The organism is Corynebacterium lactis RW2-5, assembly GCF_001274895.1.
Lineage (GTDB): Bacteria > Actinomycetota > Actinomycetes > Mycobacteriales > Mycobacteriaceae > Corynebacterium > Corynebacterium lactis.
This window is the reverse complement of sequence record NZ_CP006841.1, coordinates 539,461-561,586: the sequence shown is the minus strand read 5'-3', so window position 1 is coordinate 561,586 and position 22,126 is coordinate 539,461. Positions and strand designations below refer to the sequence as shown.

At 62.0% G+C, this 22,126-nt stretch carries 18 protein-coding genes; 6 read left to right on the top strand and 12 right to left on the bottom strand.

Annotation, left to right across the window (positions count from 1 at the left end; genetic code table 11):
• Positions 1 to 4: 4 nt before the first annotated feature.
• Positions 5 to 1,909: an alpha/beta hydrolase family protein gene (locus tag CLAC_RS02365; RefSeq protein WP_245621942.1), complete on the bottom strand. Its 1,905-nt coding sequence runs from the start codon at positions 1,907 to 1,909 to the stop codon at positions 5 to 7.
• 13 nt (positions 1,910 to 1,922) lie between these two features.
• Positions 1,923 to 5,171 carry an error-prone DNA polymerase gene (locus CLAC_RS02360; RefSeq protein ID WP_053411532.1) on the bottom strand — a complete coding sequence of 1,083 codons (3,249 nt, stop codon included), beginning with the start codon at positions 5,169 to 5,171 and terminating at the stop codon, positions 1,923 to 1,925.
• Positions 5,172 to 5,464: 293 nt separating this feature from the next.
• Here CLAC_RS02360 and CLAC_RS02355 point away from each other — a divergent pair, with 293 nt between their 5' ends.
• The 3 genes from CLAC_RS02355 to CLAC_RS02345 are packed head-to-tail and all read left to right on the top strand — an operon-like array spanning position 5,465 to position 8,101.
• Entirely contained in the window at positions 5,465 to 6,331 is an 867-nt protein-coding gene (locus CLAC_RS02355) for a MetQ/NlpA family ABC transporter substrate-binding protein (RefSeq protein ID WP_053411531.1), read from the top strand.
• 43 nt (positions 6,332 to 6,374) lie between these two features.
• Entirely contained in the window at positions 6,375 to 7,403 is a 1,029-nt protein-coding gene (locus CLAC_RS02350; RefSeq protein ID WP_053411530.1) for a methionine ABC transporter ATP-binding protein, read from the top strand.
• Positions 7,400 to 8,101 carry a methionine ABC transporter permease gene (locus tag CLAC_RS02345; RefSeq protein WP_053411529.1) on the top strand — a complete coding sequence of 234 codons (702 nt, stop codon included), beginning with the start codon at positions 7,400 to 7,402 and terminating at the stop codon, positions 8,099 to 8,101. The genes CLAC_RS02350 and CLAC_RS02345 overlap by 4 nt, the downstream gene beginning before the upstream one ends.
• A gap of 14 nt (positions 8,102 to 8,115) precedes the next feature.
• Here CLAC_RS02345 and CLAC_RS02340 read toward each other — a convergent pair whose 3' ends face one another.
• A complete protein-coding gene (locus CLAC_RS02340; protein ID WP_053413210.1) occupies positions 8,116 to 9,048 on the bottom strand; it encodes a sucrase ferredoxin in 933 nt (310 codons plus the stop codon).
• Between the two features lie 184 nt (positions 9,049 to 9,232).
• Between CLAC_RS02340 and CLAC_RS02335 the strand changes: the two genes are divergently transcribed.
• The gene (locus CLAC_RS02335; protein WP_053411528.1) at positions 9,233 to 9,895 is read left to right on the top strand and encodes an AMIN-like domain-containing (lipo)protein; all 663 of its coding nucleotides are present in this window, start codon (positions 9,233 to 9,235) and stop codon (positions 9,893 to 9,895) included.
• Between the two features lie 38 nt (positions 9,896 to 9,933).
• Here CLAC_RS02335 and CLAC_RS02330 read toward each other — a convergent pair whose 3' ends face one another.
• The 7 genes from CLAC_RS02330 to guaB form a co-directional block, all read right to left on the bottom strand.
• A complete protein-coding gene (locus tag CLAC_RS02330) occupies positions 9,934 to 11,508 on the bottom strand; it encodes a Y-family DNA polymerase (protein ID WP_053411527.1) in 1,575 nt (524 codons plus the stop codon).
• Positions 11,505 to 12,221 (bottom strand): hypothetical protein, encoded by a 717-nt coding sequence (locus CLAC_RS02325; RefSeq protein ID WP_211255367.1) that lies wholly within the window; start codon positions 12,219 to 12,221, stop codon positions 11,505 to 11,507. The genes CLAC_RS02330 and CLAC_RS02325 overlap by 4 nt, the downstream gene beginning before the upstream one ends.
• Positions 12,222 to 12,381: 160 nt before the next feature.
• Positions 12,382 to 12,693 carry an antibiotic biosynthesis monooxygenase family protein gene (locus tag CLAC_RS02320; RefSeq protein ID WP_053411526.1) on the bottom strand — a complete coding sequence of 104 codons (312 nt, stop codon included), beginning with the start codon at positions 12,691 to 12,693 and terminating at the stop codon, positions 12,382 to 12,384.
• Between the two features lie 101 nt (positions 12,694 to 12,794).
• Positions 12,795 to 14,363 carry a glutamine-hydrolyzing GMP synthase gene (gene guaA / locus CLAC_RS02315; protein WP_053411525.1) on the bottom strand — a complete coding sequence of 523 codons (1,569 nt, stop codon included), beginning with the start codon at positions 14,361 to 14,363 and terminating at the stop codon, positions 12,795 to 12,797.
• Positions 14,364 to 14,376: 13 nt separating this feature from the next.
• A complete protein-coding gene (locus tag CLAC_RS02310; protein WP_053411524.1) occupies positions 14,377 to 16,125 on the bottom strand; it encodes an FAD-dependent oxidoreductase in 1,749 nt (582 codons plus the stop codon).
• A 145-nt stretch (positions 16,126 to 16,270) separates the two neighbouring features.
• Positions 16,271 to 17,419 (bottom strand): GuaB3 family IMP dehydrogenase-related protein, encoded by a 1,149-nt coding sequence (locus CLAC_RS02305; protein ID WP_053411523.1) that lies wholly within the window; start codon positions 17,417 to 17,419, stop codon positions 16,271 to 16,273.
• A 68-nt stretch (positions 17,420 to 17,487) separates the two neighbouring features.
• Positions 17,488 to 19,017 carry an IMP dehydrogenase gene (guaB, locus tag CLAC_RS02300; protein WP_053411522.1) on the bottom strand — a complete coding sequence of 510 codons (1,530 nt, stop codon included), beginning with the start codon at positions 19,015 to 19,017 and terminating at the stop codon, positions 17,488 to 17,490.
• Between the two features lie 140 nt (positions 19,018 to 19,157).
• Here guaB and CLAC_RS02295 point away from each other — a divergent pair, with 140 nt between their 5' ends.
• A complete protein-coding gene (locus CLAC_RS02295; RefSeq protein ID WP_053411521.1) occupies positions 19,158 to 19,547 on the top strand; it encodes a DUF5319 domain-containing protein in 390 nt (129 codons plus the stop codon).
• 138 nt (positions 19,548 to 19,685) lie between these two features.
• Positions 19,686 to 19,997, top strand: a complete 312-nt coding sequence (locus tag CLAC_RS02290; RefSeq protein WP_053411520.1) for a WhiB family transcriptional regulator — start codon at positions 19,686 to 19,688, stop codon at positions 19,995 to 19,997.
• Between the two features lie 103 nt (positions 19,998 to 20,100).
• On the opposite strand, the gene groL is transcribed toward CLAC_RS02290, so the two are convergent.
• Together groL and groES are read right to left on the bottom strand one after the other, a co-directional pair.
• Entirely contained in the window at positions 20,101 to 21,714 is a 1,614-nt protein-coding gene (gene groL, locus CLAC_RS02285; protein ID WP_053411519.1) for a chaperonin GroEL, read from the bottom strand.
• An 18-nt stretch (positions 21,715 to 21,732) separates the two neighbouring features.
• A complete protein-coding gene (gene groES, locus CLAC_RS02280; RefSeq protein WP_053413208.1) occupies positions 21,733 to 22,032 on the bottom strand; it encodes a co-chaperone GroES in 300 nt (99 codons plus the stop codon).
• Positions 22,033 to 22,126: the final 94 nt, after the last annotated feature.

Genomic DNA, 22,126 nt, shown 5'->3' with positions numbered 1-22,126 from the left:
TGTTTTATTCGTTTGCTGCCGTAACCCCGTTTGCTGCGAGGAACTGCAGCATGGTGTCCCCAATCAGCTTTCGGCTCTTCGGCTTGGAGAACTTGTGTCCTTCGCCAGGGACAATAAGCAGCTCGGTGGTTACCCCGTAGGCGTCCAGGGCATTGCGCATCTGCCCCGACTCACGAGGCGGGACATTGGTGTCCCATTCACCGTGAATGAACAGTGTCGGCGTTTTCATCTCTTCGGCACGATGAAGTGGCGAGATGTCCCGAAGCAGTTCAGCGTCCTGATACGGGTAGCCGTAACGGGGAAACGCGGCCTGCGCCAGCCAGGGCTCAGTGGACTGGTAGTAAGTCTCAAAACTTGTCATTCCGCATGCGTCTACGATGGCGGCAAACTTCTCCGGGTACCACGCCGAGGCCAAAAGCGACATGAAACCACCGTAGGAGCGACCGCCCAGGGCGACCTTCTCCGGATCCGCGAGCCCAGCATTAACAAGGAATTCACGCGCCGCATCGATATCGCCGATGGCGGCAAAGCGACCATAGCGGTCACCTGCGTGCTCGAAGGAGCGGCCAGAGCCCGAAGATCCCCGCAGGTTGGGGGTGAAAACTACCATGCCAGCATCGACCATTGAGGCAAGAATGTCATGGTGGATCGGCTTGGCCTGAAGCTCTGGGCCTCCGTGGATATGAATGAACGCAGGCGGCAACCCCTCGACGGTGCCGTTGCGTACCGCCTCGGGCAGATACAGCCATCCGGATAGCTCCACGCCGTCGCGGGCGACGAAGTACACCAATTCCGGCGCCGGCATTGACTCGAGGTTGGATTCTTCGAGTTTTAGGATTCGCTCGGTGCGCTCGGCATCCAGCGGCTCAATTACTCCGCCGACGTTGCGCAGAATCTCCACGGTCGGGGCAAGACCCGGCCCTTCCACTGTGACCGAAATTAGCTCTCCATCACCCGAGATAGACAGCTCGCGCGCCACCATTCCTGGCAACTCGACATTCCTGCGCACGTTGACCCGCAATTCATTGCTGGAGGGATTAACCCCTAGAGTCAACACCTCCAGCGATGTGACGCCACCGTTATTCCACAGCACTGCCGCGGTCGAGGCATCCTCGCTGATGACAAACTCCTCGACATCCTGGTCGGGGTTGCCAATAAATTCCTCGACTACGACATCAATTGCGGTGTGAACTGCGCCCGCCTCGAAAGTCGGGGTGATTCCCAGCTGCAAAACTCGACGCTGCTCCGCCCCGTGATCGGACAGTACGAAAGCTGTCAGCTTCCCTGCTGTGGGATGTTCGTGCGAGAGCAGAATTCCCTCCTCCGTCGTCGAGCCCGGGTCCGAGGGCAGTAGCGGATGCCACTGATTATCCGGCCCGACTAGGAGCAGTTCGCGATGCCCTCGTGGCCCCACTCTGACCAGGCCATAGCCTCCTTCGGCTGCCACCAACTGGCTGTCGGTGCGCTGATCGAGCACCTCGTAGGATGAGTTTCCCGGGCTGACCAGTCGGGCGAAGTTTATGCCCTTGGCGTCCACGGCGTTCATCGCAAGCAGGTCGCCGTCCCACTCCACCAGCGTCGCCCTCATATCCGCGTCCATCCGCAGCGGCCGAGCACCGTCGACTGCCGGATTGGTGGATACCAGCCAGGTTTCCAGGCGCTCCGTGCCTCGCGGCGAGACCTCGCACGCAATCCACTTGCCATTCGGCGAATGCAACACGCGGGTCACTGGCCCCTCTACCGGTAGCTTTACCGGGCGTTCGACACCCAATCCTTCATCCGTGATCTCCTGTTGCACTGCGTGCGGGTAGCCACGATCTCGGACGATAAATGCGATGGCTCGACCATCCGGGGACAGTGAGGATTCGTAGGTCTGGCGCATGCCAATCAATTCTAGTGGCGCACCCATTCCCGACTCCCCATCACCTGAAGTCCCGGCTCCTACCCGCGACCACCGGACGCCCCAGCGCCTGGGCCATGTCCTCGAGACGATCAGCCACAAGTGTCACCGCGCCGGAGGAATTTTGCGCAATCCCGCGGATAATCAGTGCTCGCGACATCGCAGCCACCGGACGAAACCGTGCCCACAACCCCGGCGTACACAGAACGTTCATCAGGCCGGTCTCGTCCTCTACCCCGAGGAAAATCACGCCTCCAGCCGTACCGGGACGTTGCCTGTGCGTCACCACCCCGGCTACCTCCACCCGAGTCCCGTCCGCAACGCTTAGCAGTTCTTCCGCAGCTACCACTCCGCGCGCTCTGAGCTCCTCCCGCAGCGCCGCCACCGGATACTCGTCCGGGGTCACCCCGGTAGAGGCCAGATCCGCCGCTGAGAGCTCGAATTGCGTCATGCCCGGCAACGCCGGAGCGTCGGCAAGCGTGAGCCCCTCGAGCATGCCCTCGTTCTCTGTTGCGGCCACACCCGCTGCCCACATCGCTTGCCGACGGTCAACCCCCAACGAGCCAAGGGCCCCCGCACGGGCCAGCGCCTCCATGTGTGAAACGTTGAGGTTCGCCCGGCGCGCGATATCAGCGGCGGAGGAAAAGGGGCGAGCTGAAACAATTCTTTCCGCGGCATCGGCACCGAGCCCTGCGACCCCGCCCAGTCCGAGCCTGATCCGGCCGTTTTGGACAGCGGCCTCGACTTCGGAGAACTCGATGTCCGGCCCGTCGCAGCCGATTCCGTGCCGACGGGCATCCGCCACCAGGGACTGCGCCGAGTAGAAGCCCATCGGCTGCGCCCGCAACAGTGCAACGCAGAACTCCGCCGGATAGTGATACTTGAACCAGGCCGAGAAGTAGACCAGCGAAGCAAAGGACTGGGCGTGAGACTCGGGGAAACCGTAGGCGGCGAAAGCCACAATCTTGTTCCACAGCTGCTGGCCAGTCTCAATATCGATGTCGTTGGTGGCCCGCAGTCCCTCTAGGAATCGGGCGTGCAGCGCCTCCATCTTCTCCACAGAGCGTTTCGATCCCATTGCCCTGCGCAGCGCATCAGCCTCGGCCCCGCTAAAACCAGCCGCATCGACGGCCATCTGCATCAGCTGCTCCTGGAACAGCGGAATCCCCAGAGTCTTTCCGAGTGATTTTTCCAACACCGGATGGTCGTAGGTAACGGCCTCCTGCCCATTCCGGCGCCGAATATACGGGTGCACGCTACCGCCCTGAATGGGGCCCGGCCTAATCAGTGCAACCTCGACGACCAGGTCAAAGAAAGTGCGCGGCTTGAGCCTCGGCAAAGTCGCCATCTGCGCACGGGACTCCACCTGGAACACTCCGACCGCATCCGCCCTGGCCAGCATCTCGTAAACCTCCGGCTCCGCGATATCGATCTCCCACAGGTTGATCTCTCGTCCATGTACCTGGTGCACCAGGTCGATGCAATGGTGGATTGCTTCCAGCATGCCGAGGCCCAGCAGGTCGAACTTCACCAACCCCGCGGCGGCGCAGTCATCCTTATCCCACTGCACCACCGAGCGGTTTTTCATCCGCGCCCATTCCACAGGAACGACATCAGCGATGGGGCGGTCACAAATCACCATCCCTCCGGAATGTATCCCCAGATGGCGCGGCTGTCCGCGCAGCTGATCCGCAAGACCGAGTACCTCCCGAGGGGGCTGAGCAGTACCGCTGACCCAGGCGTCTACGACTCCCGGCTCATACCCAAGGGCCCGGGCCGAATCCCGCAGCGCACCCCGACGCCGATACGTAATAACATTGGCGACCTGGGCGGCATTGTCCCTCCCGTACTTCTCGTAGACGTACTGGATTACCTTTTCCCGCCTGCCGGATTCAATATCGATGTCAATATCAGGCGGTCCGTCTCGCTCAGGGGACAGGAAGCGTTCAAAGAGCAACCCCGCACCGATGGGATCAACATTTGTAATTCCCAGCGCGAAGCACACCACAGAATTCGCGGCCGAACCGCGCCCCTGGGCGAGGATTCCCTCCCTGCGACAGAACTCGCAGATGTCGTGGACGATAAGAAAGTATCCGGGAAATCCGAGCTGCCGAATCACCTTGAGCTCATGCTCAAGCTGCCTCCACGCCCGATCCTGGCGAGACTGGCCCGAGGCGTCACCTACCGGACCATAGCGACGTCTGGCTCCGGCACGCGCAATCTCCGCTAACCACGAGTTCTCGTCATGACCTGGCGGAACCTCCCACTCGGGCAGCTGCGGCGCAATAAGGTCCAGGGTAAAAGCACACTCCGCGGCTATGGCTTCGGTTGCCGCAAGCACAGCGCCGGGTCGGTCTCCCAACTCTTCAGCCGCAGTGCACAGCTCCTCCCATGATCTCAACCAGGCGCCACCGGCCGGCGCCAGGTGCGGTTCATATCCCTCGAGACTGTCCCGCACCGCCAACGCCTGCTTCGCACTGGCCAGCCTGCTTGCCCCGGGAGATGCCGCGGTCGCCATCGACGTGATGACCTCGCGCAGCCCGAAACGCTGCGCCACTGCACTGAGTTCAGCGGCGTTGTCCACCGCCTGCGGAGTCACGTCCACGCGGTGCTCCACAGCCACGTTTTCCACACCGAACGCCGCCACCAGCTCACTGATGTCGGGGCCCCAGGCGACGTCGGCAAGCACCTGCCAGGAGCCCCCTGCCGCCCGAGCCAATTCATGCAGCGAGGGGTAAGAGACCACAGACTTCTCACCCGAGGCCATATGCGCGTCACAGAGAACATGACTGAGCCTGCGGTAGCCCTCCGGACCGCGCACCAGCACGGTGAGCGGACGCTGCGGCAGAGACAGCTCCGCGCCGATGATGGTGGCGATTCCGGCCTCCGCAGCAGCTTCTGCAAAGCGGGCAATTCCGTAAAACCCGTCACGGTCGGCAAGGCCCAGGGCTGATAGCCCCAGTCGCACCGCTTCCTGAACCAATTCCTGCGGGTCAGAGGCTCCTCGCAGAAAGGAATAACTCGAACGACAGTGCAATTCGACCCCCTTCAAAGACGCACTATGCGCGTCCTTTTCCAACCGACCACCCTCGCCCCCGTAAACACCGAAAGCCCCCGTTATCCCCTCCCCCAGATGACCGCGCCAACCGTTAAAACTCCCATGCGGATGCAGTTTTCCCTCAAACTTGCCAGAGAGAATCCGTTCAATCCGAGACCACGAAAGTGGCCTTGCCTCCCCCGAGCCCGAAAGCCCCTCCGTGCCGTTTCCCATAGACGGAAGATTAGACGAAAAGCCGGACTATTCCAAACACATGTTCGAATTCTCCGACAGCGCCCCTACCTCCACTTACAAACCCCACACCCCCGAGCCTCCACCCGAGATAAAAACGCCCCCGAATTCATTGCACTACTCGAGCCGGAAGTTTCCTGTGCTACCTGCGGTGGTGATAGTGTCTAAGACTAAATAAAGACCGCTTGGTCTATTTTTCTTCCACAGCTGGCCGACACAGGGCCTGACGTGCGAACAAACAAAATTAAAATTCTTTTACCGAAGGAGAAACTCTCATGGCATTCAAGCGCTTCGCAGCAGGAGCCCTCACCCTCGCCTTTGCCGCCACCGGGCTGGTCGCCTGTGGCGATTCCGGCGAAACCATCCGCATCGGCACCACTGATGCCAGCAAGAAGGCATGGACAGTCTTCGAACAAAAAGCACAGGAAAAGGGCATCAACCTAGAAATTCAGAACTTCTCCGACTACCAGACTCCAAACCGCGCACTCGATGAGGGCCAGCTCGACGTAAACCAGTTCCAGCACATCAAGTTCCTAGCCGAGTACAACGTCGGCGCGAACGCGGATCTAACCCCAATCGGCTCCACCGAGATCGTTCCGCTCGCACTGTTCTGGAAGGACCACAAGTCCGTCGATGAACTAAAGAAGGGCGACGAGGTCGCAATTCCGAACGATCCCTCCAACCAGGGCCGCGCCATCAACGTTCTGGTTCAGGCAGGCCTACTGAAGCTAAAGAAGGACGACCTGCTCACCCCGTCCCCGGCCGACATCGACGAGGCCACCTCCAAGGTCAAGGTCCTGCCAGTCGACGCAGCCCAGACCCCGGCAGCTTACGGCGAGGGCAAGCCGGCCATCATCAACAACTCCTTCCTGGACCGCGCGGGTATCGACCCGAACACCGCGATCTTCCAGGACGACCCGAACTCCAAGGAAGCCGAGCCCTACATCAACGTCTTCGTCACCAAGGCCGACAAGGCCAAGGATCCTAAATTTGCCGAGCTGTCGAAGCTGTGGCACACCAAGGAGGTCCAGGATGCCGTCGCCGAGGACTCTAAGGGCACTTCGGTATCCGTCGATCGCCCGGCGGACGAGCTGCAGCAGATTCTCGACCGCGTCGAGAAGCAGCAGCGCGAGCAGAACTAACACCACAATCTAGGGGCCAACCCATAGGGGCAATGATTCACTCGTGACCAACAAGGGAACGAAGCTCGAATTCCGCGAGCTAAACAAGAAATTCGGTGACGTCACCGCGCTCACCGATATCAACCTGACGGTGGAGCCGGGCGAAATCCTCGGCGTCATCGGCTACTCCGGCGCCGGAAAGTCAACGCTGATCCGCATGATTAACGGCCTGGAAAAGCCCACCTCCGGCCAGGTTCTACTCGACGGAACCGACATCGCCGGCATGTCCGAGCGCCAACTGCGGGGCTTGCGCCGCAATATCGGCATGATTTTCCAGCACTTCAACCTGTTCACCTCGCGCAATGCGATTAAGAACGTGGAGTACCCGCTGGAACTCGCGGGCATGCCGAAGGCCAAGCGCCGCGCCCGCGCCCAGGAACTCCTCGAGTTCGTCGGCCTGGGCGATAAGGCCGAGTCCTACCCCGAGCAGCTCTCGGGCGGCCAGAAGCAGCGCGTCGGCATCGCCCGTGCGCTCGCCACCGAGCCCACCCTTCTGCTTGCCGACGAAGCCACCTCCGCCCTCGACCCAGAGACGACGGCGGATGTGCTCGGGCTTCTCCGCCGGATTAACCGCGAGATGGGTGTCACCATCGTCCTGATTACCCACGATATGTCGGTCGTCCGCGGCATCGCGGACCGCATGGCCATCATGGAGCTGGGCAACATCGTGGAAACCGGCTACGTTCACGAGGTCTTCTCCAACCCCGCTACCGAGGTGGGGCGCCGCTTCGCCACTACGGCGCTGCGGGACATGCCCATTGGCCGTGAGCGCGAGTCGGTACAGAGCGCCGGAGGCCGCCTGATCACGATCACCATCAACGATGGCGTGGACATTTCTGCGCTGTCACAGGCGGCGGCATCCCATGGCGCAACCGCCACGATTGCGCACGGCGCTGTGTCCAACGTTCAGGCGAAGTCCTATGGTCGCCTGACCCTCCGACTCACGCCTGCAGCGGGAGCCGATGTCACCGATACGGAGGCCGCCGTAGCCGCCATTGCCCAACTAACCCAGGTAGAGGAGCTTGAATCATGATCGACTTTCTAAACTCCCTGCCCTCCGTCAGCGGCAAGAACACCAACTGGGAAGGCCTCGGCCCGATGCTTGGCGAGGCCTTCGGGCAGACGCTGTACATGGTGTGCATCGCCATGATTATCGGTGGTCTGGCCGGCCTCGCCATCGGCGTGCTGCTCTACACCACCCGCGACGGCGGCGTGCTGCGCAGCAAGCCGCTGTACCAGGTGCTCAACGTTTTCATTAACTTCGTCCGCCCGATTCCGTTCATCATCCTGGTCACAGCCATCGGCCCGCTGACCAAGAGCGTGGTCGGCACGACCATCGGCACCGAGGCGGCCGTGTTCGTCATGTCGATCGCCGCGACCTTCGCCATTGCTCGCCTGGTCGAGCAGAACCTCATGTCCATCGACCCCGGCGTCCTCGAGGCGGCGCGCGCGATGGGCGCGGGCCCGTGGCGAATCATCCGCACCGTCATCATCCCGGAGGCCCTTGGACCGCTGGTCCTCGGCTACACCTTCGCCTTCATCGCGGTCGTCGATATGTCCGCGATGGCCGGCTACATCGGCGGCGGCGGACTGGGTAACTTCGCCATCACCTACGGCTACCAGGCCTTCGACTGGAACGTGACCCTGGTGACCACGCTGGTCATCATTCTGATTGTTCAGGTCGCCCAGCTATTCGGCAACTGGCTGGCGAAGAAGATTATGCGCCGCTAAAGCCGCTAGAGCCGCTAGAGCCGCCGTACTTCCACGGCAGCCCAGCCCTTCTTTGGCCCTGGAGCATCGCCGCACGAGGACACCACTCCTTGCGTGACGATTCGCTCCAGGGCCACTTCGTATTCTGCCTCCGCACCGCCTGCGACCGGCCCGTCGGCAAGCGTGACTACGGCGCACGCGTTGTCATCACTGAGCTCTACCCGCGCGATGTCGTCTGCTCCCCAAGAGTTCACTTCACGACGCACTGCCAACTCGGCCACCTGAGCCGCAGCAGGGTAGATTCCCCTCCCTCTACATCCTTCGGCGTGGATGATTCCGCGTTGAGCTTCCTCGATGACGGCCTTCGTCTCTACCGCGCTGATGCGGCCGTAGCAGTAATTCCACGGCAGCAGCACCATAGCAGGAGCGAAACGATGCCCCTTAGAGTGAGAAGTCTCCCAGACCATCTCCGGGAAAAGATTATGCATAGCCGCCGCGACCGGGCGCCCTTTCACCGCGCAGCAACGATCGCGCTTGCCGTGTGTGCACACCAGGTAGAGGGGATGATCGACGCGGGTTGCCCCTTCGGTGGGGATCCCCAGCTGCACATCGAGTTCTAGCAGTACCTCAACATCGGCGATTAAGCGATGCTCAAGAAATACCCCTTCTCCGACGCTCGGATCGCAGTGCGAGATATAGACGTTGATCCCATCGCAGGGCTGCTGCCCCAGGCGCCCGGGCTTACGGATCAGCTGCATCACGGCTCCCCGCTCGGCCAGCCAATGCTTGACTCGCCCTGTGATCTCGTCACCCCACACCCCGCCGTCGAGGATGTCACGAGACCAACCCAACTGGTGCTCCAGAGCGATAAAGAGCTTGCCCGGTTTCGCAGTTCCCGGTAGCGGCTCGTCGAACTGCGCGGAGCACACGGTATCTAGTTTGGCTGCATCTTTGGCCTGCTGGGTCATGGCTTCCAGGTTAATCTGTCGGCCGAGCTTTGCGCACTCACTGCGAAATACTGAAGTTTCTTTCGGGTTAAGCGCGATTATTTGGTCACTGTTTAGCAACAGTTTCACAACAACTCTTAGTGAACTGGCTTTTTAGTAACACAACTAATTGATATTCCCACCAGTCACACATACCGTCAGGAGTATGACTATGCACACGCTCCGCAACTCTCGTGTCCGCGCGGGACTCGCGGCTTCCCTGTGCCTTGCGATGGGCCTTTCCCTCGCATCCTGCGCTCGCGATTCAGAGACGCAAGATACGGCCGCGGCGGTGTCCATGAAGACGGATTCCTCCTCCGCAGCTCCAGGCGATGCCAAGAATCAGAAGACCGAGAAAGCCACCCTCGACACCGATCCGGCGCCGGGCGGTGATTTCTCCTTTGGCCCTGCCGAAGCTGCGCAGGCGGACGCTTCCTACCTCTCGATTGAGGATGTCCGAATCGGATCTCACGATGGCTACGACCGCATAGTCTTCGAGTTCGGAGGCGAGGGCAAACCGGGCTATTTCATCCGCTACGAGGACATTCCGGCACAGCAGGCGTCGGGCAAACCCATCTCGGTCGACGGCAGCCCGAAGCTCTCGGTTGACCTCCGTGGCATCGGCTACCCATTCGACTTCGAAAAGACTGACTACCCATCCGGCCCGGTCCGCCCTGAAAAGACTTCGGGAGTCAACGAAGTTGTCGGAGCCGGAACTTTCGAGGGGCAGAGCCAGTACGTCGTTGGAATGAAGGGCGAGAAGCTGCGCTACAAGGTTTTCACCCTGTCCAACCCCACGCGGCTGGTTATCGACTTCGAGGCGAAGTAGTACTGCACCCCGCCCCGGAGGGGCCGTGCCTAAGGGGGTCAATCGTAGATGCCCTCCACGCTCCACAAGCCTCTGCGCCCGATTAGCAGCATCGCCCGGACATCGCCGTTCGGGGCGACCGCCTGCACCTGGATTCTCGCCGCCCGGCGCGCTTCGTCCGGCGCCCACCACCGTTCGTCGATAGGCCATGGCCCGGCCCACGATTCGACGTGATACTCGGTTCCCTCCACATGCAGAGTTCTCGGCGCAGACGTCACCGTCGCACGCCCTGTCACTCCTACGGGATCTCCACGGCAGTCACACAACTGCACGTCCGCCCCCGCTCCTACCACGCTGGGATTAGGCGCGGGGATGGCACCCAGCCAAGCACTCTCAGCGCACCCGCCCCGGGGCTCTCGGCTTTCCCCGAAGGTGAGATACTCAATTCGCTCACCGGGGCCCCGGCCTCCTCGCAGTACTGGCCTACTGACAGCGTCCGTACCCAATAGGCCCTGCACCCTCTCGGCAGACCGCCGCGCACGAGCCGCCGCGGCATCGCCTCCGCGCCACAAGTCCTGGCGAACGAGCCCTGCGGTAACGACATCCATCGGCTCCAGACGCAGCTCGACGATCCCCCGTCCCTCGGCCTCCTCCGATGCCGCCCTTGTGTTGAGCCACCCGTCCAGCTGCCAGCGCACCCGGTCGGCCGTGGCACGTTCAGATAGAGGCTCCGCGCAACGCCACACCCGCCTCACTTGCGTGCTGTCATCAAACTGCGCCTCAATGAGCAACCGATAGCAGGAAAAACCGTGCTCAGCCAGAACATCGTGCAACCGGACAGCAAGCGACCTTGCCACGAACGAGGCCTCATCCACCCGCTGCAACGGAGACTCCCACGCTCCGTGCACCACTGCTAGATCTGCGGGCAAAGACCGCGGCGCAACCAGACGGGCTTCTCCTCGGACCGCCACATCATGCCAGCGAGCACCGCGCGCTCCGAAACGATTAGCGACGGCCCTTTTCGGCACAGCCGCCACATCTCCCAGAGTGCGCAAACCCAGCTCCGACCATGCGGCCGCCAATTCCTCCGGAAGGCCGAGCGAAGTCTCCGCACACAGTTCCGCAAGGGACACTCCTGCCCGGAACCCGGCGCTCGCCCCCTCCGGGACCAGAATCCCGCGGCGAGCAGCCAAAATCGCCGTGACGATATCGTCCGCAGCCCCGACCATACAGTCCACGCCAGGCACCGCCGCGGCGTCTACCAGCTTTTCCAGCGCGATATCCTCCCCACCGTAGTACCGTGCCACTCCCCCACCCGCCACGACTGCTAGGCCCGGGCGCAACGCCTCCACGCCCGCCGCTATCGCCTCAAGCCGCTGAACCACAGGCTCGAACTCGGCCGAGTCCCTCCCCTCATCCGCCTCCGCGAGCCCCAGCCCCGGGCACAGCGCCTGTGCTTGCCGACGACTCTGACCTCGGCGCACCCCTGCTCTACGAGCCGCCGGAGAACAAACGCTAATTTCACCCTGTAGGCACAGCGCGACCGGTGCCGTCGGCTGCGAATCCAATACTCCCGCCAGCCGGGCCGCCTGCACTGGCCAATCCGGCAGCCAAAGGGCAAAAACCCGGCTCATGCGCCAACCTCCTGCACCGGCCAGGGGAAAGACACAACGTTTCGCGCCGATTCCAATGGCCCACGATCTCCGACCCTCCACGACATATGCCGCCGGGGGAAGCGAGTGCCCGAGACTACGACACTGTATGACACCGAACGAATCCGGCCGCCCCCAGCGCATAACCCAACCACGCCTTCCACGCTGCTGCTAATTTTTGTGTTTTCCCCCGGCCAGCTGCCTCCGATGGAAATAAGGGCCGTAGAGAATTTACGCAGCCGCGCCTGCAGCGGCCGAGCCTGCGATGGCGCCGGGGCCTTTGGCAGCGACACCACCAGTAAATCAACGCCTTCAGCCAGAAGCCCCAGCACTTCAAACGGCTGTACACCCGGGTCCGGGACACACATGATCCGAGACAAATCTCCCCCCTGCTCCACAACGGACAGCAACCCCAGCTCTGAAACGCCCACGACGGCCACATAGCCAACACGAGTGGTTTCAGCCACCAACGCAGACAGCACAGCACCGGGACGATCTATGGCACTTACCGCACCCCGACGCACCACGCCGCCCAAAACCTGCCGCAGGGCTTTTGGTACCGGCAAAGCTTCCCCCTCAGGAGAGCCGCCCCAGCCCCCTACGAACGCATCCGCTCCTGGAAGTCCCGACAGCGCCGCAATTCCCGAACGCAGCTCCGCAATTGTCTGCGCACGAGACGCTCCACTTCGCAGCACCACCACAATTCCTCCCTTCCAGCAATATCGAACATTCTTTCCCCATACTCGGACTCCAAACAATTCTACATAGAACACACGTTCTAACTAAAGCTCAAAAAATACGGCGCCACAGTGCGCGGCGCCGCCAGCTAGCGAAAGAAAACTCCCAAGCCCCCTTTTACGCTTGTGCCTTCACATCCAGCACAACGTCGAATTCCAGCAGCTCAGCGCCCGTCGACACCGGCGCCTTCCGCTCGCCCTCGTGCGACTTCTTGAAAGCATGGCCGTTGCGCCAGGCGTCGTAGGCCTCTTCGCTCTCCCACTCAGTAAATACGAAGTAGCGACTCTCCCCGGCAGTCGGGCGCAGCAGCTGGAAACCGACGAAGCCCGGTACCTGCGAAATCTTGGAGGCGTTGCCCGCGAAGCGACGCTCTAGTTCTTCGCCGGAACCTTCAGGAACAGTGATGGCGTTAATCTTTACAATGCTCATACCACACCACTGTAGCCGCCAAAATGGAAAAAGGGCCGCGCCCGCAAGCTAGTCGAGCTCACAGACGCGGCCTAAACCTCCAAAAAACTAGAGGCTAAACCTTACTCCCACTCAATGGTTCCCGGCGGCTTCGAGGTGACGTCGAGGACAACTCGGTTGACCTCGGGAACCTCGTTGGTGATGCGGGTCGAGATCTTCTCCAGGGTCTCGTAGGGAACGCGGGTCCAGTCCGCGGTCATCGCGTCCTCGGAGGACACCGGGCGCAGCACGATTGGGTGACCATAGGTGCGGCCATCCCCCTGGACGCCGACCGAGCGGACGTCGGCAAGCAGAACGACCGGGCACTGCCAGACGACCTTGTCCATGCCGGCGGCGGTCATTTCCTCGCGGGCGATGGCATCGGCGCGGCGGAGGGTATCCAGGCGCTCCTCGTTGACGGCGCCGATGATGCGGATGCCCAGACCCGGGCCCGGGAAGGGCTGACGGCCGACGATTTCCTCCGGCAGACCCAGCTCGCGGCCGACGGCACGAACCTCGTCCTTGAACAGCAGGCGCAGGGGCTCAACGAGAGTGAATTCGACATCGTCCGGTAGGCCGCCGACGTTGTGGTGGCTCTTGATATTCGCGGTGCCGGAGCCGCCGCCGGATTCGACCACGTCCGGGTAGAGGGTGCCCTGGACCAGGAAGTCCACAGTCTCGCCCTCCGGAGCACCGTCGAGAGCCTGAGCCACGGCACGCTCGAAGGAGCGGATGAACTCACGGCCGATGGTCTTGCGCTTGGTCTCTGGGTCAGTGATGCCGTCGAGGGCATCGAGGAATACCTTGCGGTCATCGACGGTAATCAGCTTCGCGCCGGTGGCGGCGACGAAGTCTTTCTCCACCTGCTCGCGCTCTCCCTGGCGCAGCAGGCCGTGATCGACGAAGACACAAGTCAGGCGGTCGCCAATGGCGCGCTGCACGATAGCTGCTGCCACTGCGGAATCAACACCGCCGGACAGACCACAGATGGCGCGGCCGTCCTCTCCGACCTGGGTGCGGACCTTCTCTACCAACTCGTCCGCGATGTTCGCTGCGGTCCAGTCGGCCTTCAGTCCCGCGATCTCGGTAAGGAATTTCTCCAAAACGCCCTGGCCGTACGGAGAGTGGTTAACCTCCGGGTGGTACTGGACGCCAGCCATGCGCTTGTCCAGGTTCTCGAAGGCTGCGACGGGAGCGCCCTTGGTGGTTGCGGTAACGGTGAAGCCCTCCGGGGCCTTGGAAACCGCGTCACCATGGCTCATCCAGACCTCATGCGACTCCGGTGCATGCGCGTGCGCAATACCGCCAACCACGGACAGCTGAGTGCGGCCGTACTCGCGGTCACCGGTCGCAGCGATGGTACCACCGAGGGCCTCCGTCATAGCCTGGAAGCCGTAGCAGATACCGAACACGGGGATGCCCAGCTCAAGCCACTCGCGGTTGAGCTTCGGCGCACCGTCCTCATATACACTCGACGGGCCGCCCGACAGCACCAGGGCCGCCGGGTTCTTCGCCTTGATTTCTTCGGCCGACGCATCGTGCGGGACCACTTCGGAATAAATGTTTGCCTCGCGCACTCGTCGCGCGATGAGCTGTGCGTACTGCGCACCGAAGTCAACGACGAGGACGGGCTTAGTCACCTGATCAGACACGATCCTTAGCTTATCAAGACTTCCGAATCGCAGGCATACCCAGGTTCAGGGCTGCCGGGGCATCCGATGGAACCACCGGGTAGTTCGGCGCAATCGGATCGATACGCACGTAGTTCTCCCCCTGGGCAGGTCGCAGGTCTTCCTCGCCCTTGTTCGGCCACAGCGACGTCGCGCGCTCCGCGTTTGCGGAAATCGACAGCGACGGATTCACTCCGGGGTTCGCCGCCATGGCCGATCCGTCGTGAATAGACAAGGTCGGATATCCCCACACACGCAGGTAGGGGTCGACCACGCCATGCTCCGGGGAATCCGAGATCGTAGCGCCGCCGATGAAATGCGCGGTCAGCGGGATATTCGCCAGCTCGCCGATGGTGCCGCCGGCAATCACCTCACCGTGAGTGCCACGCTGTTCCATCTTCTTCGCAGCACGACGAGTCGCCTCGTTGCCCGCAGGAATCCACGACGGGTTCGGCTCGCCCTCGCCCTGCTTGGACACCAGGAAGCGCAGCGGGCCGAACTTCTTCAGGTAGGTCGTGATGGAGTTATCGCGATTTTGCATTACAAGGGAGATGATCGTGCGCTGCGACCATTTGCGCAGGTTGACCAAACGCAGCAAATAATCCGGGCGTTCGATGGCAGCATTTACCGCCTGACGCCAGCGGGGCACACCTGTGTCACCGTCCGTCATAATCATCTGCAATGCGGCAATCGCGTTGGAACCCTTGCCGTAACGAACGGGCTCGATGTGCGTGTCCTTATCCGGGAAGAATGATGAGGTAATCGCGACACCGCTGGAGAAGTCGTTCGCCGGATCAATCTTCGAACCCATCGCACCGAGAATCGCCTCCGAATTGGTGCGCGTCAGCTGCCCCAGGAAGTCCGAAATCAGAGGAAGGTGACCGTCGGCCTTCTGCCGGTGCAACAAATTCTGCGTGCCCCAAGCACCGGCTGCGACGATGACGCGGTCCGCAGTTAACTGTTTCTTCCCCTTTGCAAACCATGCGCCAGTGCGCTCGGTGTCCACAACCCAAGAGCCATCGGCCCGAGGATGCAGTGCCGTGACCGTGGTGCGGTCGAATACCTTCGCCCCAGTCTTCTCTGCCAGGTAAAGGTAGTTCTTGACCAGGGTGTTCTTCGCGTTATGACGGCAACCCGTCATGCACTCACCGCATTCGGTGCAGGCGGTACGGTCCGGGCCGGCGCCTCCAAAGAAGGGGTCGGCGACGGTCTCGCCCGGCTTACCCTTTCCTCCGGTCTTCTCACCGAAGAAGACGCCCACCGGTGTTGTCCGGAACGATTCTCCGACACCCATATCCTCCGCAACCTCGCGCATAACGACGTCGGCAGGCGTAGTCGTAGGATTAGGCACAACGCCGAGCATACGGGATGCGTTGTCGTAGTGGCTGGATAGCTCGGACTCCCAGTCAGTGATGTGCGCCCACTGGCGGTGCTGGAAGTATTCGGGCCCCGGCTTATAAAGAGTATTGGCGTAGTTCAAAGAGCCTCCGCCGACGCCGGCACCCGCCAGAATCATCACATCCTTGAGCATGTGAATACGCTGGATGCCGAACAGGCCCAGCTTCGGTGCCCAGACGTACTTATGGACGCGCCAGCTGGTCTTGGCGAAGTCCTTGTCTTCATAGCGTCGGCCTGCCTCCAGGACCGCCACGCGGTAGCCCTTCTCGGTCAGGCGCAGTGCGGAGACGGAACCCCCGAAACCGGAGCCGACGATAATGACGTCATAGTCGCGCGTTGCACTCATTAGCTAAAAAGTCACTTTCTCTTGGGGTGAGGCATATGCATGGGGCATATTCCTTAACACCCTAAGTGAAAGTGACTTATCTTATGGAGCTTTTCTCAGAGAAATGAACTTATGTAGGACGGCCAGTAACCCCGTTAGGAGTTTGCTATACCCCCTTCGGACGAACCGAAAGTTCAACGCGCTGGAAGGACTTCACATCGGTGAAGCCGCACTTGGCCATCGTCCGGCGCAGGCCACCGACCAGGTTGCGGTCACCCAGTGCGGATGCCGACGGCCCGAACAGAGCTTCCTCCAGGCTCACCAGCTTCTCCGACTCAGCCATGTTCGACCAGACAAAACCGCGCGGGTAGGTTGGGTGCGCAGCGGCCGACGGCCAGGAGTAACCCTGACCCGGGGCTTCCTCGGTGGTAGCAAGCAAATCAGATAGGGCTACCGCGTCCGCACCGCAGGCGATTGCCTTGGCGATATCGCCCGCTGTCTCAATGCCACCGTCGGCGATGATGTGGACGTAACGGCCCTCAGTCTCGTCCAGGTAGTCCTTGCGGGCTGCCGCAGCATCCGCAATCGCGGTGGCCATCGACACATCGATACCGAGCGCCTCCGCCGAAGTTGTCGAACCGGTGCCGACGATGACGCCTGCTGCGCCGGTGCGCATCAGGTGCAGCGCGGTGTGGTAGTCCACAACACCACCGACGATCACAGGAACGTCCAGGCCACCAATGAACTCCTTCAGGTTCAGGGGCTCGCCCTGAGCCGTGACATGCTCAGCGGAAATCAGGGTGCCCTGGATGATCAGCAGGTCGATGCCTGCCTTAATAACCACGGGCGCCAGGTCACGGGCGTGCTGCGGAGAGACACGCACGGCGGTAATCGCACCGGTCTCGCGAATCTCCTTAATCCGCGAGACCAGGAGTTCCTCGTTGATAGGAGCTGCGTGCAGTTCCTGCAGGAGTCGGTTAGCGGCCTCCAAATCCCAGTCTTCCTTGGCAGCACGCGCAACCTTGACGACCTCGGCAATCTTCTCTTCGGCGTCTGCGTGGCGGGCCCAGATACCCTCCGCGTTCAGAACTGCCAGGCCACCCAGGCGGGCGAACTCCGCGGCGGATGCCGGGCTGACCAGGGCGTCCGTCGGGTGAGTCATCAGCGGGATGTCGAAATCGTAGGCATCGATACGCCAAGAGGTGTCGACGTCCTTCGATGAACGGGTGCGCCGGGACGGAACAAGGGCGATATCCGCCAACTCGTAGGTCCGACGTGCCTCACGCCCAATGCCGATTTCAACGATGTCACGCATGAGTTTCCTCGCATGCCCTTTCAGTGGTGAAGATTCACGCCGCAGTATTTCCCGGCGCCCGCTACATCTTAGCGCTGGTAGTAGTTCGGCGCCTCAACGGTCATCTGAATATCGTGCGGGTGCGACTCGCGCAGGCCCGCAGCGGTAATCTGGACGAACTGCGCGTCGTGAAGCTGCTCGATGGTAGCGGAACCTGTGTAGCCCATTGCGGCACGCAGGCCACCGACTAGCTGGTGAACGATGCCATCGATGCTGCCACGGAACGGGACGCGCCCCTCGATGCCTTCCGGAACCAGCTTCTCCTCGCTCTTAACATCAGCCTGGAAGTAGCGGTCCTTAGAGTAGGAGCGCTTCTCGCCGGTCAGGCCACGGCCCTGCATGGCCCCCAGGGAGCCCATGCCTCGGTACATCTTGTACTGCTTGCCATTGACGACGGCGACCTCACCCGGCGACTCAGCGGTACCGGCCAGCATGGAACCCAGCATCACGGAAGAAGCACCCGCTGCCAGCGCCTTGGCGATATCGCCGGAGAACTGCATGCCACCGTCGGCGATAATCGGGACGCCTGCCTTCTTGGCGGCCACGGAGGCTTCCATAATAGCGGTAATCTGCGGGGCGCCGACGCCAGCGACGACGCGGGTGGTGCAGATGGAGCCCGGGCCAATACCGACCTTGATGGCATCCGCGCCGGCCTCAATCATGGCCTGGGCGGCACCACGAGTCGCCAGGTTACCGCCGATGATTTGAATGTTCTCGCCGAATTCCTTCTTCACACGCGAGACCATTTCCAGCACACCGGTGTTGTGCGCGTGGGCGGTATCGACAACGAGGACGTCAACGCCGGCGTCGGCAAGCGCATGGGCGCGCTTCCAGGAGTCCTCACCGGTGCCGATGCCAGCGCCGACCAGAAGGCGACCGGAGCCATCCTTCGCGGAGTTCGGGTACTGGTCCTTCTTCACGAAGTCCTTGACGGTAATCAGTCCGGTCAGGCGGCCCTCGCCGTCGACGATCGGGAGCTTCTCGACCTTGTGGGAGCGCAGCAGGTTCAGTGCGGCGTCACCAGAAACGCCCTGCTCGGCGACGACCAGCGGCATCGGGGTCATGATCTCGGAGACCTTGCGGTTCAGGTCCGCCTCGAATCGCATGTCACGGTTGGTGCAGATACCGACCAGCTTGCCGTCGGCGTCAACGACCGGGAGTCCGGAGATGCGGTAGCGAGCGCACTTGGCGTCCACGTCAGCGATGGTGTCCTCCGGCGAGCAAGTCACCGGGTCGGAGACCATGCCGGCCTCGGAGCGCTTAACAATCTCAACCTGCTGAGCCTGGTCCTCGATGGAGAGGTTGCGGTGGAGAATGCCCATGCCGCCCTGGCGGGCCATCGCAACGGCCATGCGGGCCTCGGTGACGGTGTCCATCGCCGCGGAAACGATTGGGATGTTCAGTCGCAGCTCGCGAGTGAACTGGGTGGAGGTATCCACACCGGACGGAATCACGTCGGAGGCATCCGGCAGAAGCAGGACGTCATCAAAAGTAAGGCCGACTAGTGGAATCTTGTTGGGATTATCTCCGCCGAGGCTAATTCCGGTTGGGTTGTTCATGGACTCCTCCTGCTTCCCTCTTGACCTGTGTCAGAGGTGTTTTCGCTTCGTGGTTGCCAAACGTTACATACAGGGTAGACCCAACTGCATGAATAAGGAGAATCCAGACTCCAAACAAGGGGCACGTAACTGTTACGGTGATGATTGTGAACCACAATTTTTTCGAGGGCCTACCCCGGGACCCCTTTGAGGGAGACCCCGACGACCCGGCGAACCTGCTCGAGCCCGACGAGCCTTTCGCCCCGCTGACGGACCAGGAACGCCGCGAGGTTATCGAGGATCTGGCGGCCGTCCGCGAGTTCCGCGAGGTGCTGACCCCAGAAGGGTTGCTCGGCATTTCGATGCTCTGCGAGGACTGTGGCGAAGAGCATTTCTACAACTGGGATGTGCTGGAAACGCACTATCTCATGCTGCTTGCGGGCCAGGAGTCGCCTGTCCACGAGCCGCAATTCGATCCCGACGTGCGCCGATACGCTCCCTGGGAGTACTGCGCAGGATTCGTCGACGGGCGCCGCTCGCGGCGTTTTTAGGCCCCGGCCCAAAAAGTTCTTCGGAATTGTTCCGCAAGTACCCCGTTTAGTCTCCTCCGGTTTACCAACCGTTCACAGACGTTTTTCAGACTTGGGCTCACTAAGAAAAAAGTGTTTTTGAGGAGACTTGAAGTTCCGATGACGTACATCGACCACCTGCCTGGGCCCAATGCCGACCTGTGGGATTGGCAGTTGCACGGCTCCTGCCGCGGAGCGGACTCCGCAACGTTCTTCCACCCTGAGGGCGAGCGTGGACGCGCCCGCAGTCTGCGCGAGGCTCGCGCTAAGGCAATTTGCCGCTCCTGCCCTGTTCTGGAGCAGTGCCGCAGCCACGCTCTGACCGTCGGGGAGCCCTACGGAGTTTGGGGCGGCCTCAGCGAGTCCGAGCGCAATGAGATTCTCCGCGCCACCCCGCGCGAGCGCGAGCGCGTTCTCGTCGCCGCCGGTTAGGCCCCGCCGAACGTAGATTGAACATAGGAAAAGCCTCCGCCGGGATTTACTCCCGAACGGAGGCTTTTTCTATTGGACCGCTCGCGGCCCCGCCACACTATTTTTAGTGAGCATGACCGTGGTGGTCGTGTGCCGGCTCTTCCTCCGGCTTATCGACGACGGAGGCTTCCGTAGTCAGCAGCATGCGCGCTACAGAGGTAGCGTTGACGACTGCCGAGTGGGTCACCTTGACCGGGTCGATGACGCCGGCCTCGATGAGGTTGACGTACTCGTCGGTCGCGGCGTTGTAGCCGTAGCCGTTTTCCTGTTCGCCGATGTGGTAGACGGCGACGGCACCGTCCTTACCAGCGTTCTCGGCGATCCAGTAGGCCGGGCGGGTCAGGGCCGCAGCAACGGCCTTGACGCCGATGGCCTCGTCACCGTCGAACTGCGCGGCAAACGCCTCAAGCTCGCGGGAAATCTGAACCAGCACGGAGCCGCCGCCTGCGATGACACCTTCCTGCACTGCCGCGCGGGCAGCGTTGATGGCGTCCTCGACGCGGAGCTTGCGCTCGTTGACCTCGGTCTCGGTGGCGGCGCCAACCTTGATGACTGCGACGCCCCCGGAGAGCTTCGCAAGGCGCTCCTCCAGCTTTTCGCGGTCCCAGTCGGAATCGGTGCGCTCAATCTCGGCACGGATTTGGTTGCGGCGCTCCTCGACAGCCTCGGCAGTGCCTGCACCGTCAACCAGGACGGTCTCGTCCTTGGTGATCGTGATGCGGCGTGCGCTACCCAGAACCTCGAGTCCGACGTCCTTCAGGTGCATGCCGGTGTCGGCGGTGACAACGGTGGCGCCGGTGACGACAGCCAGGTCGTCCATGAAGGCCTTGCGGCGGTCGCCGAAGTACGGGGACTTCACGGCGGCGACCTTCAGGGTCTTGCGCATAGCGTTGATAACCAGTGCGGACAGAGCCTCGCCCTCGATGTCCTCGGCCATAATCAGGGTCGGCTTACCCGACTGAGCGATCTTCTCCAGCAGCGGCAGGAAGTCCGGCAGGGAGGAAATCTTCTCACGGACCAGCAGGACCTGAGCTCCGTCCAGGATTGCCTGCTGCGCCTCAACATCGGTGATGAAGTAGGGAGACAGGAAGCCCTTGTTGAAAGAGATACCCTCGGTCACGGACAGCTCGGTGGCGATGGACTGCGACTCCTCGACGGAGACGACGCCGTCTTTGCCCACCTTGTCCATAGCGCCCGCGACCAGATCGCCGATCTCGGTGTCACGGGAGGACACGGTAGCGACCTGCGCGATTGCAGCGGAGCTGGTGATCGGGGTTGCGCGCTCGGCCAGCAGCTCAACAGCCTTCTCGGAGGCAGCCGCGATACCGCGGTTTAAAGCAACCGGATTCGCGCCAGCGGCAACGTTGCGCAGACCCTCGTGGACCAGCGCCTGCGCCAGCAGGGTCGCGGTGGTGGTGCCGTCGCCGGCGATGTCGTTGGTCTTGACAGCCACCGACTTGACCAGCTGCGCACCGACGTTTTCGAACGGATCCTCAACGTCGATGTCGCGGGCGATGGTCACGCCGTCGTTGGTAACCAACGGGCCACCGAACGCCTTGTCCAGGACCACGTTGCGGCCCTTCGGGCCGAGGGTGACCTTGACTGCGTCGGCAAGCGTGTCCACACCGCGCTTGAGGCCTTCGCGGGCCTCTTCGTTAAAAGCAATAAGCTTCGCCATGTGTGGGAAGGCCCCCTCTTAGTTCTCGATGACAGCCAGGATGTCGCGCTGGGACAGGAGCAGGTACTCCTCGCCCGCGTACTTCAGCTCGGTTCCGCCGTACTTGGAGAAGATGACAACGTCACCCTCCTTGACGTCCATAGGAATGCGGTCGTCGTCATCCGCCCAGCGGCCCGGACCAACAGCGATAACGGTGGCCTCCTGCGGCTTCTCCTTAGCGGAGTCCGGGATGACCAGGCCGGATGCGGTGGTGGTCTCTGCTTCGTTGATCTTGACGAGGACGCGGTCCTCGAGCGGCTTGATGTTGACGTTCGCCACGATGAAATCCTCCATACATGCGGTATTTCGATGTTCTTTGTGCCGGTTGGTCTGCCGTGCACAGCCGTCGTCGCGGGTGAACAACTGTGTGTCA

Bases quoted from the DNA above. Each gene is read 5' to 3' on its own strand.
- CLAC_RS02365 (WP_245621942.1), bottom strand. From the start codon at position 1,909: ATGGGTGCGCCACTAGAATTGATTGGCATGCGCCAGACCTACGAATCC.
- CLAC_RS02360 (WP_053411532.1), bottom strand. From the start codon at position 5,171: ATGGGAAACGGCACGGAGGGGCTTTCGGGCTCGGGGGAGGCAAGGCCA.
- CLAC_RS02355 (WP_053411531.1), top strand. From the start codon at position 5,465: ATGGCATTCAAGCGCTTCGCAGCAGGAGCCCTCACCCTCGCCTTTGCC.
- CLAC_RS02345 (WP_053411529.1), top strand. From the start codon at position 7,400: ATGATCGACTTTCTAAACTCCCTGCCCTCCGTCAGCGGCAAGAACACC.
- CLAC_RS02340 (WP_053413210.1), bottom strand. From the start codon at position 9,048: ATGACCCAGCAGGCCAAAGATGCAGCCAAACTAGATACCGTGTGCTCC.
- CLAC_RS02335 (WP_053411528.1), top strand. From the start codon at position 9,233: ATGACTATGCACACGCTCCGCAACTCTCGTGTCCGCGCGGGACTCGCG.
- CLAC_RS02330 (WP_053411527.1), bottom strand. From the start codon at position 11,508: ATGAGCCGGGTTTTTGCCCTTTGGCTGCCGGATTGGCCAGTGCAGGCG.
- CLAC_RS02320 (WP_053411526.1), bottom strand. From the start codon at position 12,693: ATGAGCATTGTAAAGATTAACGCCATCACTGTTCCTGAAGGTTCCGGC.
- CLAC_RS02310 (WP_053411524.1), bottom strand. From the start codon at position 16,125: ATGAGTGCAACGCGCGACTATGACGTCATTATCGTCGGCTCCGGTTTC.
- CLAC_RS02305 (WP_053411523.1), bottom strand. From the start codon at position 17,419: ATGCGTGACATCGTTGAAATCGGCATTGGGCGTGAGGCACGTCGGACC.
- guaB (WP_053411522.1), bottom strand. From the start codon at position 19,017: ATGAACAACCCAACCGGAATTAGCCTCGGCGGAGATAATCCCAACAAG.
- CLAC_RS02295 (WP_053411521.1), top strand. From the start codon at position 19,158: ATGATTGTGAACCACAATTTTTTCGAGGGCCTACCCCGGGACCCCTTT.
- CLAC_RS02290 (WP_053411520.1), top strand. From the start codon at position 19,686: ATGACGTACATCGACCACCTGCCTGGGCCCAATGCCGACCTGTGGGAT.
- groL (WP_053411519.1), bottom strand. From the start codon at position 21,714: ATGGCGAAGCTTATTGCTTTTAACGAAGAGGCCCGCGAAGGCCTCAAG.